At 61.7% G+C, this 13,977-nt stretch carries 14 protein-coding genes; 4 read left to right on the top strand and 10 right to left on the bottom strand.

The window, feature by feature from the left end; all coding sequences use genetic code 11:
* Positions 1-29: 29 nt before the first annotated feature.
* From phoR to KI617_RS16765, 8 genes are all read right to left on the bottom strand, one after another.
* Positions 30-1,322: a phosphate regulon sensor histidine kinase PhoR gene (gene phoR / locus KI617_RS16800; RefSeq protein ID WP_226448216.1), complete on the bottom strand. Its 1,293-nt coding sequence runs from the start codon at positions 1,320-1,322 to the stop codon at positions 30-32.
* 5 nt (positions 1,323-1,327) lie between these two features.
* Complete coding sequence (gene phoB, locus KI617_RS16795) at positions 1,328-2,014, bottom strand: phosphate regulon transcriptional regulator PhoB (protein ID WP_226448214.1); 687 nt, start codon at positions 2,012-2,014, stop codon at positions 1,328-1,330.
* Positions 2,011-2,700 carry a phosphate signaling complex protein PhoU gene (phoU, locus tag KI617_RS16790; protein WP_226448212.1) on the bottom strand — a complete coding sequence of 230 codons (690 nt, stop codon included), beginning with the start codon at positions 2,698-2,700 and terminating at the stop codon, positions 2,011-2,013. Before phoU ends, phoB begins: the two co-directional genes overlap by 4 nt.
* A 126-nt stretch (positions 2,701-2,826) precedes the next feature.
* Positions 2,827-3,606 carry a phosphate ABC transporter ATP-binding protein PstB gene (pstB, locus tag KI617_RS16785; protein ID WP_226448211.1) on the bottom strand — a complete coding sequence of 260 codons (780 nt, stop codon included), beginning with the start codon at positions 3,604-3,606 and terminating at the stop codon, positions 2,827-2,829.
* Between the two features lie 56 nt (positions 3,607-3,662).
* Entirely contained in the window at positions 3,663-4,601 is a 939-nt protein-coding gene (pstA, locus tag KI617_RS16780) for a phosphate ABC transporter permease PstA (protein WP_226448209.1), read from the bottom strand.
* Entirely contained in the window at positions 4,601-5,536 is a 936-nt protein-coding gene (pstC, locus tag KI617_RS16775) for a phosphate ABC transporter permease subunit PstC (protein WP_226448207.1), read from the bottom strand. The genes pstA and pstC overlap by 1 nt, the downstream gene beginning before the upstream one ends.
* Before the next feature lie 84 nt (positions 5,537-5,620).
* A complete protein-coding gene (locus tag KI617_RS16770; protein ID WP_226448205.1) occupies positions 5,621-6,622 on the bottom strand; it encodes a PstS family phosphate ABC transporter substrate-binding protein in 1,002 nt (333 codons plus the stop codon).
* Positions 6,623-6,730: 108 nt separating this feature from the next.
* Entirely contained in the window at positions 6,731-7,303 is a 573-nt protein-coding gene (locus KI617_RS16765; RefSeq protein ID WP_226448203.1) for a hypothetical protein, read from the bottom strand.
* Between the two features lie 130 nt (positions 7,304-7,433).
* Between KI617_RS16765 and rpiA the strand changes: the two genes are divergently transcribed.
* The gene (gene rpiA / locus KI617_RS16760) at positions 7,434-8,102 is read left to right on the top strand and encodes a ribose-5-phosphate isomerase RpiA (protein ID WP_226448201.1); all 669 of its coding nucleotides are present in this window, start codon (positions 7,434-7,436) and stop codon (positions 8,100-8,102) included.
* A gap of 59 nt (positions 8,103-8,161) precedes the next feature.
* Complete coding sequence (locus tag KI617_RS16755; protein WP_226448199.1) at positions 8,162-8,734, top strand: hypothetical protein; 573 nt, start codon at positions 8,162-8,164, stop codon at positions 8,732-8,734.
* 216 nt (positions 8,735-8,950) lie between these two features.
* On the opposite strand, the gene chrA is transcribed toward KI617_RS16755, so the two are convergent.
* Positions 8,951-10,315 (bottom strand): chromate efflux transporter, encoded by a 1,365-nt coding sequence (gene chrA / locus KI617_RS16750; protein ID WP_226448197.1) that lies wholly within the window; start codon positions 10,313-10,315, stop codon positions 8,951-8,953.
* A 220-nt stretch (positions 10,316-10,535) separates the two neighbouring features.
* On the opposite strand from chrA, the gene KI617_RS16745 reads away from it, so the two are divergent.
* Together KI617_RS16745 and KI617_RS16740 are read left to right on the top strand one after the other, a co-directional pair.
* Positions 10,536-11,312 carry a bestrophin-like domain gene (locus KI617_RS16745; protein WP_226448195.1) on the top strand — a complete coding sequence of 259 codons (777 nt, stop codon included), beginning with the start codon at positions 10,536-10,538 and terminating at the stop codon, positions 11,310-11,312.
* Positions 11,313-11,447: 135 nt separating this feature from the next.
* Positions 11,448-12,590, top strand: coding sequence for a response regulator (locus tag KI617_RS16740; protein WP_226448194.1), 1,143 nt, complete (start codon positions 11,448-11,450; stop codon positions 12,588-12,590).
* 57 nt (positions 12,591-12,647) lie between these two features.
* Here the strand turns inward: KI617_RS16740 and purT are convergent, their stop codons facing one another.
* A complete protein-coding gene (gene purT, locus KI617_RS16735; protein ID WP_226448192.1) occupies positions 12,648-13,847 on the bottom strand; it encodes a formate-dependent phosphoribosylglycinamide formyltransferase in 1,200 nt (399 codons plus the stop codon).
* Positions 13,848-13,977: the final 130 nt, after the last annotated feature.

The following is a 13,977-nucleotide window of genomic DNA, read 5'->3' as shown; positions in this document are numbered from 1 at the left end:
GAAGCCGTGGTGTGCCCGGTGTTGCCGGCTTACAGGCTACTCACCCGGCTGGCCGGAAATTTGGCGGTGAAGCAGCTGCCGACGCCCGGGGTGCTCTTGATATCGAGCTGCGCCTGGTGGCGGTTCAGCGAGTGCTTGACGATGGCCAGGCCGAGGCCGGTGCCGCCGGCATCGCGAGAGCGGCCACGGTCGACGCGGTAGAAGCGTTCGGTCAGGCGGGGGATATGCTTGGCCTCGATGCCGATGCCGGAATCCTGCACGGCGAATTCGCCGCCTTGCGGGGAAGCGCGCCAGCTGATCCGGATTTTGCCGCCGGCCGGCGTGTAGCGCACGGCATTGGCGACCAGGTTGCCGAAGGCGCTGACCAGTTCCGGCTCGGAGCCGCGCAGGTCATTATGGCCGTCGTTTTCGACAATGATCGTGTGGCGACCGGCGGACAGGCCATCGGCATCGCGATGCAGTTTGTCGAGCAGGCTGGCCATGTCCACCGGCTCGTTGTCCGGTGGCGGCGCCGATTCGATCGAGGACAGGGTCAGCAAGTCCTGAACGATAGACTGCATGCGCTTCGACTGGTCGGCCATCATCTCGAGATAGCGGTTTCTTTCCTCGCGGTCGACATCGAATTCCTGCAGCGTTTCGAGGAAGCCGGCAAGCACGGTCAGCGGTGTGCGCAACTCGTGCGACACGTTGGCGACGAAATCGCGGCGCATGCGGTCGAGGCGCTCGGTCTGCGTGACATCCTTGACCTGCATGAGGCGCCGGCTGCCAGCGTAGGGGATGATGTGGATCGAGAAGACGCGGTCCTCTTTGCGTTCGGTGCGCATGGTCAGCGGCCGGCTGAAATCGCTTTCTTCTAGATAGGCGACAAATTCCGGCTGGCGAACGATGTTGGCGACCGATTGCCCCCGGTCGGTGCGGATGACCAGCCCGAGCTGATCTTCGGCGGTACTGTTGCAGAACAGGATCTGGTTGTGCGTATCGAGCAGCACGACGCCATCAGTCAGGGCCTGTCCGGCTGCGAAGAGCATGGCAATTTGATGGTCACGCTCGGCGATCTGCTCGCGCAGGTCTTTCTCGTGCCGATAGAGGCGGCCAAAGATGCCATCCCAGGCGCCTTCGCCCTCCAGGCTGGGATCGACCACCGGGTTGTGCGACCAGCGGTCGAGGCGGGCGAAGTTGCGGAAGTGGAAGGCCATCTGCAGGGCCAGGCCCAGACAGAAAACCGTCCATCCCGCCCAGTGGGCAACAAAATAGCCGACGGGTAGTGCAATGACTGTTGATAGCAGTGCCAGCAACAGGGCCCGCATCAGTTGCGATGACACCTCGCTCAGGCTCCCCGGAAGCGGTAGCCGGTGCCGCGTACGGTTTCGACGCGCTCGTGGTTGCCGGAGGCTTCGAGGGCAGCGCGCAGGCGGCGGATGTGCACATCGACCGTGCGCTCCTCGATGAAGACATGGTCGCCCCACACTTCGTCGAGCAACTGGGCGCGGGTGTAAACGCGTTCGGCATGCGTCATGAAGAAGAAGAGCAGGCGGAACTCGGTCGGTCCCAGTTCGATCGGCTGGCCGCTGGCCAGCACGCGATGGGTCGCCGGGTTGAGTGCCAGCGTACCGATCTCGACCGCTTCGCCGGCCAGATGCGGGGCGCGGCGGCGCAGCACGGCGCGGACGCGGGCGACCATTTCCTTCGGCGAGAAGGGTTTGGTGATGTAGTCGTCGGCGCCGGCTTCGAGGCCCTGGACCTTGTCTTCTTCATGGACACGGGCGGTCAGCATGATGATCGGCAGTTCGCGCGTGCGCTCATCGGCGCGGATTTTCTTGGCCAGGGCGACGCCGGACTGGCCGGGCAGCATCCAGTCGAGAATCACCAGGTCGGGCAGGGCAGCGCGGATGGCCGACTCGGCCTCCTCGGCGCTGCTGGCGCGAACGACGAGAAAGCCGGCATGCTTGAGGTTGATCGTGACGAGTTCCTGGATAGCCGGTTCGTCTTCAACGACCAGTATCGTCGGTGTCACTGAGCCTTCTCCTTGGTATGACGGATGTCGCGGCCCTCGACGACGAAGACTACCTGCTCGGAGATGTTTTTCGCATGGTCGCCAATGCGCTCGATGGCGCGGGCGATCGAGATGATGTCGATCGAAGTGGTGATGGTGCGCGGGTCTTCCATCATGTGCGTGATCAGCTGGCGGATGATCGACTTGAATTCGGCGTCGACGTCACTGTCGGCGCGAATGACCTTGGCGGCCTGCGGCGTATCGAGGCGGGCAAAGGCGTCGAGTGCTTGACGGACCATGATCAGCGCGGCTTCGGCCAGATGGCGGATGCCGACACCGTACTGGCTGGGCAGGTGACCGTTTTCATAGATGCGGCGAACGCCCTTGGCGATCTTCTTGGCCTCGTCGCCGGCTCGCTCCAGATCGGTGACGATCTTGCTGATGCCGAGGATCAGGCGCAGGTCGGAGGCGGTGGGCTGGCGCTTGGCGATGACGTGGGCGCAGTCGTCGTCGATGGCCTTCTCGAGTTCATTGACCTTGCGGTCGGTCTCGACGATGGTCTTGACGCTGGCGATTTCACCGGTCGAGTAGGCGTCGATAGCCGCGGAAATCTGGGTTTCGACCAGGCCGCCCATCTGCAGCACGTGGGTGCGCAGACGGCTGAGTTCTTCGTCGAACTGGCTGGACAGGTGTTGGCTTTCGTTCATATCGTGTGTTCCCTCAGGGATGCGCTGATGAATTTGTCATCCCCGCGCAGGCGGGGATCCAGCTTGTCGAGCTTCCTGGGTTCCCGCCTGTGCGGGAACGACGAAATTGATTGGATGGCTGCTTCCTTAGCCCATGCGGCCGGTGATGTAGTCTTCGGTGCGCTTGTCCTGCGGCTTGATGAAGATCTCGTCGGTCTTGCCGAACTCGATCAACTCGCCCAGATACATGTAGGCAGTGTAGTCGGAGACGCGGGCGGCCTGCTGCATGTTGTGGGTCACGATCAGGATGGTGACGCGCTTCTTCAGTTCGTGCACCAGTTCCTCGATGGCGCCGGTGGCGATCGGGTCGAGGGCGGAAGTCGGCTCGTCGAAGAGCAGCAGTTCAGGGTCGGTGGCCAGGGCGCGGGCAATGCACAGACGTTGCTGCTGACCGCCGGAGAGGTTCGGCGCCATGTCCTGCAGGCGATCCTTCACTTCGTCCCAGATCGCGGCACCCTTCAGCGCGTGCTCGACCTTGTCGTCGAGGGCGCGCTTGTTGTTCTCGCCACGAACGCGCAGGCCGTAGGCGACGTTTTCGTAGATGGTCTTCGGGAAGGGGTTCGGCTTCTGGAAAACCATGCCGACGCGCATGCGGACTTCGATCGGATCGACTTCCGGCGCCAGCAGGTTGGTGTTGTCCGGGAAGAAACGGATTTCGCCCTCGTAACGGTTGCCCGGGTAGAGGTCGTGCATGCGGTTGAAGCTGCGCAGGTAGGTCGATTTGCCGCAACCGGAAGGACCGATCAGGGCGGTAACCTTCTTGTCGTAGATCGGCATGTTGATGCCCTTGAGTGCCTTGGCTTCACCGTAGTAAAAGTTCAGGTTGCGGGCTTCGGCCTTGAGGGTCGGTGTGTCGTGAATCTGCATTTGCGACTCCATTTCGAGTTTCGTTTTGGGTGATGGACCAGCGCTTGGCGCGGTCATTACCACTTGATGTTCTTGCGCATCTTGTAGCGCAGGTAGATGGCGATGCCGTTCATGGTCAGGACCATGGCCATCAGCACGAAGCCGGCGGCAGCAGCGTTCACTTCGAAGGCCGGGTCGGGACGCGAGGTCCAGTTGAAGATCTGGATCGGCATCACGGTGAAGGGCGACATGACCCAGTCGAACAGGCCGGCCGTCACGCCTTCGCTGACTTCGGTGTAGGGCACCGGCGGCAGGAAGGCGATGAAGGTCAGCGCGCCGATGGTGATGATCGGGGCCGTTTCACCGATGGCGCGGGCCAGGCCGATGATCACGCCAGTCAGGATGCCGGGCATGGCATACGGAATGATGTGGTAACGGCAGGTCTGCCAGCGCGTCGCACCGACCGCCATCGAGCCTTCTCGGATCATCGCCGGAATGGCGCGGATCGCTTCGCGGGTCGACACGATGATGATCGGCAGGATCAGCAGCGCCAGGGTCAGGCCGGCCGACAGGATGCTCTGGCCGAAACCGAACTGGTACACGAAGATGCCGAGGGCGAGCAGGCCATAGACGATGGACGGCACGGCAGCCAGGTTGGTGATGTTGATCTCGATGATCTCGGTGATCCAGTTGCGCTTGGCGTATTCCTCGAGATAGACACCGGCCGCGACACCGATCGGCACGGCGGCCAGCGCGGTCACGAACATGACCAGCAGCGAGCCGACCCAGGCTGACAGGATGCCGGCCTTGTTGGCATGCCGCGAGGCAAAGTTGGTGAAGAAATCGAGCGTGAAACGCTCCGAGCCCTTGATCACCATGTCGGAGATCAGCATCACGATGACGAGCAGGGCCAAAGCCAGGCAAGCAATGCCCATGGCCTTGAAGATGCTGTCCTTGAGCTTGCCCTTGGCGATCAGGGCGCGGATTTGTTCAGTGGTAAGGGAATTGGCTTGCATTAGTAATTCTCCCGGAATTTGCGGCGCAGCCACTGGCCGAGAATGTTGAACATCAGGGTGATCAGGATCAGGGTCAGGCCGGCCGCGAAGATGGTCTGGTAACCAATCGAGCCATGCGGCAAGTCGCCGAGCGCCACCTGAACGATGAAGGAGGTGATCGTGGCAGCCGGTTCGGCCGGGTTCCAGGTCAGGTTCGGCTGCATGCCGGCGGCGACGGCGAGAATCATCGTTTCACCGACCGCACGCGAAATGGCCAGGATGTAGGAAGCGGCGAGGCCGGAGAAAGCAGCCGGCACGACGACGTGCAGTGCCGTGTAGAGACGCGTGCCGCCCATGGCGTAGGAGCCTTCGCGCAGGCTCATCGGCACGGCGCGCATGGCATCCTCGGACAGCGAGGCGATGTAGGGCACGATCATGATGCCCATCACCAGGCCGGCGGAAAGCAGCGAGAAGCCCGGCAGTTCCGGAAAGATCTTCTGCAGCAGCGGGGTGACGATGAGCAGCGCGAAGTAGCCGAAAACGATGGTCGGGATGCCGCCAAGCAGTTCGAGAATCGGCTTGGCGATCTCGCGCACCTTGCCGTTGGCGAACTCGGACAGGTAGATGGCGATGATCGTTCCCATCGGAATGGCCACGGCCAGAGCGACCAGCGAGGAGACCACCGTACCGGAGACAAGCACCATGATGCCGAAGTGGGCATCATCGAACAGCGGCGTCCATTGGGTGTCGGTCAGAAAGTCGACGATGCTGACATTCTGGAAAAATTGGATGGACTCGGAAACGAGTACATAGACGATGCCGATGGTGGTCAGCACCGAAACAGCGGCAGCAGCGAAGAGCAGCGATTCGATCAGCCGTTCGCTGACATGGCGCATGGCGTTCTTCGAGAGGCGTTCGCTGACCACTGGCAGGTCGGAAGCGTTATTTGCAGTCATGGTTTGTGAATTCACGTGTGGAATTCCCTATGGTAAAAGCCCGACCCGGGAGGGATCGGGCTTTTTTTGCGACAGTAGCGAAAATCAGTTCTTGGCTTCGCGCTTCATCAGATCTTCGATGGTGATGCCGATTTCGTTGTGGCCACCGAACACCGTGCCGTACTTCTTCTTGTTCATGTGCTCGATATTGCCGGTGTAGGCAGAGGCCGGCAGCTGAACGTACTTCACTTCCTTGGTCAGCTTGGCGCCGTTCTTCATGTAGAACTCGATGAATTCCTTGACTTCCGGCTTGTCGAGGGACTTGGCCTTGACGTAGATGAAGATCGGACGCGACAGCGGCTGGTAGGTGGCCTTGATCACGGACTCTTCAGACGGCTCGACGGCGACGCCGGTCTTCGGATTGACGATCGGCAGGGCCTTCAGGCGGGCCTTGTTCTCGGCGTAGTAAGCGTAGCCGAAGTAGCCGATGGCATTGACGTCACGGGAAACGCCCTGGACCAGCACATTGTCGTCTTCGGAAGCGGTGTAGTCGCCGCGCGAGGACTTGGCCTTGCCGACGGTGGCTTCGGTGAAGTATTCGAAGGTGCCGGAGTCGGCGCCAGCGCCGAACAGCTTGATCGGGGCATCAGGCCAGGCCGGGTTGACCTGGTTCCACTTGGTGATCTTGCCCTGGGCGGCCGGTTCCCACATGGTCTTCAGCTCGGCGACGGTGGCCTGCTTGAGGAAGGAGTTCTTCGGGTTGATGACGACGGTCAGCGCGTCGAAGGCGACCGGCATTTCGATGTACTCGACGCCGGCGGCCTTGCACAGGTCCATTTCGCTCTTGGTGATCGGGCGCGAGGCGTTGGAGATATCGGTTTCGTCGCGGCAGAACTTCTTGAAACCACCGCCGGTACCGGAAATGCCGACCGTCACCTTGATGGCGTTCTTCTTGGCTTTCTGGAATTCTTCGGCGACGGCTTCGGTGATCGGATAAACGGTCGAAGAACCGTCGATCTTGATGACCTGGGCTTGGGCAGCCTGGGCGCCAAACAAGGCGACACCGGCGACTGCCAGAGCGGAAACGAGCTTGGAATGCTTGAACATTAAGTAACTCCTGCACAGGGTTGGGGATTAACACCATGCAGGTTACCGGCCGTTTATTACAGCGAGATGACAGGCTGTAATAAACGGGCAGGAATACTTACTTTTGGCCTATTTGGCGGGACGTCCGGTCTTGATGCGTTCGATGCGCGCCATGACGGCCTTGAGCTCGTCATCGTTGAGTACGGCCAGCAGGGCGATGCCGCCGCGCAGCAGTTCGCTCTTCTTGGCTTCGCTGCCGAGTGCGGCCATCCGCTTCTTCAGCTCGGCGATCTTTGCGTATTCAGCTTCCGGCATGGCGTAGCTGTCGCGTACCAGCTTGATTTTCTTCGCCTTGACCGGCTTGTCCGACTTTTTGGCCGGCGCGGCTTCCTGCTTCATGGTCTTCGGCTGGTCATACTTGATCGCCTGCGCCTTGATCAGTGCATCGGCCAACACCTTCTGGTGTCTGGCCACGGTTGCTTGGACCTGGGTCGGCTTGCGAACCGGCTGTCTTTTGGCGGCAGCGGTGCTTGCCGCCGGGGCTTTGCTTGCGGCAGGCGCAGCGGGGGCCGGTGCAGCAACGGCTGGCTTGGCTTCAGCAGTCAATCCCGCCTTGGGCGCGGTGCGCGGAATCAGTTTTTTTGGTGGCTTCGGTGAGGCAGGCTGCTTGGCTGCAGGGGTTGGTTTTTTTTGTTCGCTCATCTTGTTCTCCCGGAAAAACGGCATGACGAGTTTAGCGATTTATGATCGCTGCAAAGTTAAGCTTTTATGACCATTTGGGCAAAGGCGCCACGGGTTTAAAATGCGCTCCAAACCATTCAGGAGCATCATCATGACCCAGGACGAACTCAAGCAGGCCGTGGCCCAGGCCGCCGCCGACTACGTGGCGCAAACCGCGCCGGCCGGCAGCATCATCGGCGTTGGCACCGGCTCGACAGCCAATTTCTTCATCGACGCACTGGCCCCGCTCAAGGATAAATACAAGGGGGCCGTCGCCAGTTCCGAAGCCACCCGCAAGCGCCTCGAAGGGCACGGCATTCAGGTCTTCGACCTCAATGATGTCGAGGACATCCCGGTCTATGTCGATGGCGCCGATGAAATCGACGCCGGCCTCAACATGATCAAGGGCGGCGGCGGAGCGCTGACGCGCGAGAAGATCGTCGCGGCGGTGGCCCGCGAGTTCGTCTGCATCTGCGACGGTTCCAAGCTGGTCGACACGATGGGCAAGTTTCCGCTGCCGGTCGAAGTCATCCCGATGGCTCGCGCCCAGGTGGCTCGCGAACTGGCCAAACTGGGCGGTACGCCGGTGCTGCGCGAGGGTTTCGTCACCGACAACGGCAATATCATTCTCGACGTCAAAGGCCTGTCGATTACCGATCCGAAAGGCCTGGAGGCGCAGATCAACCAGATCACCGGCGTCGTCACCAACGGTCTGTTCGCCGTGCGTCCGGCCAACCTGCTCTTGCTCGGCACGGCCGAGGGCGTCAAAACCATCCGTTGATTCACCGTTTTGTCACGTCGGGGCGCTAAGCTGCCCCGATAATTCAGCCCGGAGACCCCATGTTTCTTTCTTCACAGGAAATTGCCCAGAGTCGCGAACGCGCCTTGAGCAACCTTCTCGGCTTGTCGGCCGCCTGCATCGAAGCCAGCCAGCGCCTGACAGAACTGCTTTCTTCCACCAGCCGTGATGCGCTTCACCATGGCAGCAAGCACCTGACCCTGGTCGGTGATGGCCAGGGCGAAGCCATGCCGCAATTGCCGGCCACTGCCTGGCTGGAAAACACGGTCCGGGCTCGTCGCTTGCTGGATAGTTCGCTGGAAATTCTCGGCGAAACCCAGAAGGCGATGATCCGCAGCGCCGAAGCGCAGATCCGGGTCTTCGATGAAATGGTTTTTGCCAGCATCAACCGGGCTTCCCGCTCCAGCCCGTGGGAGGCTGAAATTGCCCTGCGGACGATGAAAACCACGCTGCAGGGGGCTGAAGAAACCTTGCACACCATGAGTGCTGCCGCCATCCAGACCGTTGAGCTGGCCGAGCACGAAGCGCATCAGGCGGTTGAGGCACTGGCCGAAAGCGAGCCGGTGGTCAGCAAGGCCCCGGCGGTTCGCAAGCGCAGCAAGCAATCTTCCTAAGGAGGCGCTGATTAATTCGTCATCCCCGCGCAGGCGGGGATCCAGTGCGTTGATTTTTCTGGATTCCCGCCTGCGCACCCCAAGGGTACTTCCTGCGGGGCGCGGGAATGACATTTCCGAATAAATCAGCATTTCCCCAAACGAATAGACTTCGTTTTCGATGGATGCCCGGTTTCGAGCCGGGCTTTTTTTCGTCTATCCGGAAAACCCGGAGTATCAAAGCATTGTCTTGATCAGCAGGCCGGCCAGCGCGCAGGCGCCAATGACATGGATGACGTTTCGCTGGAAGCGGAAAAGTGCGATGGCCGCAGCCAGGGCGATGAGCGCTGAAATCCAGTCGAAGCTGCCGTTGAAGCCCTGCGGCCATAGCACGTGGTAACCGAAGAAGATCGCCAGGTTGAGGATGACGCCGACCACGGCGGCGGTAATCGCTGTCAGTGGCGCGGTGAATTTCAGGTCGTTGTGCGTGGTTTCGATCAGCGGGCCGCCGGTCAGGATGAAGATGAACGAGGGCAGGAAGGTGAACCAGGTAACCAGGCTGGCCGCCACGGCGCCGGCCAGGAACAGGCTTTCCGGACCGAATACGGCCTTGGCGTAAGCGCCGACAAAACCGACAAAGGCGACGACCATGATCAGCGGCCCCGGCGTGGTTTCGCCCAGGGCCAGGCCATCGATCATCTGCAGCGGCGTCAGCCATTGATAATGTTCAACGGCGCCCTGATAGACATAGGGCAGCACGGCATAGGCGCCGCCGAAGGTCAGCAGTGCCGCCTTGGTGAAGAACCAGCCCATCTGCGTCAGCGTGTGATCCCAGCCTTGGCTTGCGATGAGCAGGCCCATCGGGATGAGCCAGAGCAGGCTGCCCATGGCCGCCACCTGCAGCAGACGGCGCCACTTGAAGATGGCGTGTTCCGGGGTTGGTGTGTCGTCGTCGATCAAGGCCCGGCCAAATGTCTTGCCGGCCTTGCCATGCCCGCCGCCGGCCTTGAATTTGTCCGGCGCAATGCGGCCGCCGAGGTAACCGATCAGGGCGGCAGCGGCGATGATGGCCGGGAAGGGCACATTCAGCGCGAAGATGGCCACGAACGAAGCTGCCGCAATTGCCCACAGCAGGTTGTTCTTCAAGGCGCGGGAACCGATGCGGTGGGCTGCCTGAACCACGATGGCCGTCACCGCCGGTTTGATGCCGTAGAACAAGCCGGCGACCAGCGGCATTTCGCCGAAGGCAATGTAGATCCAGGACAGGGCGATCAGGATGAACAGCGAAGGCAGCACGAACAGGGCGCCGGCGACGATGCCGCCCCAGCTGCGGTGCATCAGCCAGCCGATATAGGTGGCCAGTTGCTGCGCTTCCGGCCCGGGCAGGACCATGCAGTAGTTCAGGGCGTGCAGGAAGCGCCGCTCCGAAATCCAGCGCCGGTTCTCGACCAGCTCTTGATGCATGATGGCGATTTGCCCGGCTGGCCCGCCAAAGCTGATGAAACCCAGCTTGAGCCAGAAAATGAAGGCTTCCCGGAAGCTGACCGCGGTCGGGGGCGTGTCCGGATTTGGATTGCTGGCGGAGGTAGGGGCGGTATTCATGGCCGAACTCTACCCAGACACCGGGCAAATCACAAACAAGGCAGCGGGGCGGGCGGCAGGCGTCGTCACCAAGCTGGTTTCGGGGGCTGCGCGATTTTTGCCATGCCCCGGCGGACCGGGTGGCGCCGAATTTCTTTGCTGCAACGCCGCGCAAGGATTGACGCCACGGGGCGCCATCGCCCAGACTCATCCAGTTGAATTGATAAGCGGACTTCCCACCATGCCCACCAGCAACTGGCATATCTACGATCACTATGGTTACGCCTTTCTCGCCGTGGCCGGCACCTTTGCTGCCGTGGCGGCTGTCCAGTGGGCGCTGAACCGACCGCGTTGGGCGGGCTGGATCGCTTCCCTGCAGGGCGTGGCGCCGCCTTTCATCAATATTATCGGGGTGCTGTTCGGCCTGACCCTGGCCTTTCTGGCCAATGACACGTGGAGCGCCCATGACCGGGCGATGAACGCCGTCTTCAAGGAAGCCGATTCGCTGCGCAGCATTCGTGTGCTGTCCGAACAACTCGCCGAGCCGCTCCGGGGCGAAGTGCGCCAGGCCGTCACCCGCTACGGCCAGGCCAGCGCCAACGAATGGCCGATGCTGGCCGCCCGGCAGTCGAGTCCCGAGGTGACCGCGCTGGCCGATGCGCTGCTGACCCTGCTGGCCAGCCAGAAAGTGGCCACCGGCGCCGGAGAGAATGTGCAGGCACTGATGCTGCGCAAGGCCGTCGAAATCCGCGATGAGCGCGATTTGCGCATCGGCCTCAGCCAGACCCACGTCAATCCGCTCAAGTGGCTGGGCATGGCTTTTCTTGGCTTCCTCACCCTGCTCTCCGTCTCGGTCGTGCATGTCGACAAGCCCCGGGCGGCGATGGTCGCGGTCATCCTCTTTGCCTTGGCGGCCGCTCCGACCGCTGCCATCGTGCTGATCCAGGGCAACCCCTTCCAGCAGCCTACTTCGGTCAATCCGGCGCCGATTATCGAGGCAGTCAGCGGCCAGCATTGAGGGGTGGCGTGAGCTTGTCGATAGGCCTGATTAAGCGCAAGGCAGGGTAGTCATTGACAAAAATGGCGTATTTGATATATTTTTCGGCGCCGACAGGCCGCAAAAATTTGGGAGGGATACGCGATGCAGACCCCGATGATTCAGCGACACGAAATGACCATTCTGGTCGTTGATGACACGCCCTTCAATTTGACACAGATGTCGGCCGTCCTCAAAAAGCACTACAACGTGAGGGAGGCCTTTTCCGGCCCGGAAGCCCTGGCGATGGTTCGCTCGGGGGACTTGCCCGACCTCATCCTGCTCGACATCATGATGCCCGGCATGGACGGCTACGAGGTCTGTCGCCAACTCAAGGCCGATCCCGCCACGGCCAATGTCCCGGTGATTTTTCTGACGGCAAACGTCTCCAGCGACGATGGAGAAAAAGGCTTCGAACTGGGGGCGGTCGATTACATCACCAAGCCGATCCGGCAGCGGGTGGTGCTGGCCCGGATCAAGACGCACCTTCAGCTCAAGGCGTCAGCGGATTTTCTGGAGGACAAGGCAGCTTTCCTCGAAAACGAGGTGGCCCGGCGTTCGAGGGAGATCGAGGCGATCCAGGATGTGACCATCCTCGCCATGGCTTCGATGGCCGAGACGCGGGATAACGAGACCGGCAATCACATTCGCCGAACGCAGTTTTACGTGCGCGCCCTGGCCGATAAGCTGAAAAAGCATCCACGGTTTTCGAATTTCCTGACTGAGCGGACCATCAACATGCTGTTCAAGTCGGCGCCGCTGCACGATATCGGCAAGGTCGGCATCCCCGATCACATCCTGCTCAAGCCCGGTCGCTTCACGCCGGCAGAGTTCGAGGTCATGAAGGCGCACACCACCCTGGGGCGCGACGCGATCATCAACGCCGAGCGCCGACTCGGGATCAGTGTCGATTTCCTGAATTACGCCAAGGAAATCGCCTACAGCCACCAGGAAAAATGGGACGGCAGCGGCTATCCGGAGGGGCTGGCCGGTGATGCGATTCCGGTTTCGGCCCGCATCATGACCGTGGCCGATGTCTATGACGCGCTGATCAGCCGTCGCCCGTACAAGAATCCGTTCCCGCACGACAAGGCGGTGCAGATGATCATCGACGGGCGAGGCAGCCACTTCGACCCCGATATGGTCGATGCCTTTGTCGAGCTTCAGGACGAGTTCTACGCCATCAGCCAGCGCTACGCCGACAGCGACGAGGATATCGAGGAAAAGACGCGTCAGATCGAACGGATGCGCAGCACCTGATCAGGGTGCTCCTGCCTGCAACGCCGGGCGGCAGCGCCGCCCACCCGATGTCCTATCTCACTCCTTGATCGGCCGAACCTTGCTCGCCGCCAGCTTGGCGCGTTCCCGGGCCTGATCGGTGTTGTCGCCATTGGCGACGGCAACGCCCATGCGCCGCTTGGTAAAGGATTCGGGCTTGCCGAATAGCCGCAGGTCGGTGCGCGGCACGGCCAGCGCCTGCTCCAGCCCTTCGAAGGCAATGCCCTTTTCTTCCATGCCGCCGTAGATGACGGCCGAAGCACCGGCTTCGCGCATGCCCGTATCGACGGGCAAGCCAAGGATGGCGCGGGCGTGCAATTCAAACTCCGAAAAGCGCTGCGAACAGAGCGTGACCAGCCCGGTATCGTGCGGCCGTGGGCTGACTTCCGAGAACCAGACCATGTCGCCCTTAACGAATAACTCGACACCGAACAAGCCACGACCGCCAAGGTTGCCAGTGACGGCTGCGGCGATTTCCTGCGCCCGGTGCAGGGCGGCCGGCGTCATCGCCTGCGGCTGCCAGGATTCGATATAGTCGCCGCCCACCTGCACGTGGCCGATCGGCTCGCAGAAGTGAGTGACTACTTCGCCGCTGGTATTCCGGGCGCGGACGGTGAGCAGGGTGATCTCGTAATCGAAGTCGATGAAGCCTTCGACGATGACCCGGCCCTGATTGACCCGGCCACCGCTGGCGGCGTAATTCCAGGCTTTCTGCACATCGTCCGGACCGCGCAGCAGCGACTGGCCTTTGCCTGAGGACGACATGGTTGGCTTGACGATGCAGGGGTAGCCGATGCCGGCGTCGATGGCGGCCTGAAGTTCCGCCAGCGAATCGGCAAACTGGTACGGCGAGGTCGGCAGGCCGAGTTCCTCGGCAGCCAGCCGGCGGATGCCTTCGCGGTTCATGGTCAGTTTGGTGGCGCGAGCGGTCGGGATGACTTCGGCCAGGCCGGCCGCTTCGATCTCGACCAGCATGTCGGTAGCGATGGCCTCGATTTCGGGCACGATCAGGTGCGGCTTTTCCTGTTCGACCAACTGGCGCAGTGCGGCACCATCGGTCATCGAAATGACGTGGGCGCGATGGGCGACCTGATGGCCGGGGGCGTTTTCGTAGCGGTCGACGGCGATCACTTCGACGCCCAGGCGCTGCAGCGCGATGATCACTTCCTTGCCGAGTTCGCCGGCACCGAGCAGCATGACGCGCAGGGCGGAGGGGGAAAGCGGGGTGCCGATTTTCATGGTTTGCCTCGAAGGTCGATGGAGAAAGTCGGGCGAATTTAGGCGCCGGCCGCAGCAACGTCAAGTCGCTGTAACCGTGCCGTAACGCCGGCGGTCGGGGAAGCCGGCTGCCCTGCCTTATAATGCCGCG

It is taken from the genome of Ferribacterium limneticum (assembly GCF_020510625.1).
Classification (GTDB): Bacteria; Pseudomonadota; Gammaproteobacteria; order Burkholderiales; family Rhodocyclaceae; genus Azonexus; species Azonexus limneticus_A.
This window is presented reverse-complemented; position numbering and strand designations above follow the sequence as displayed.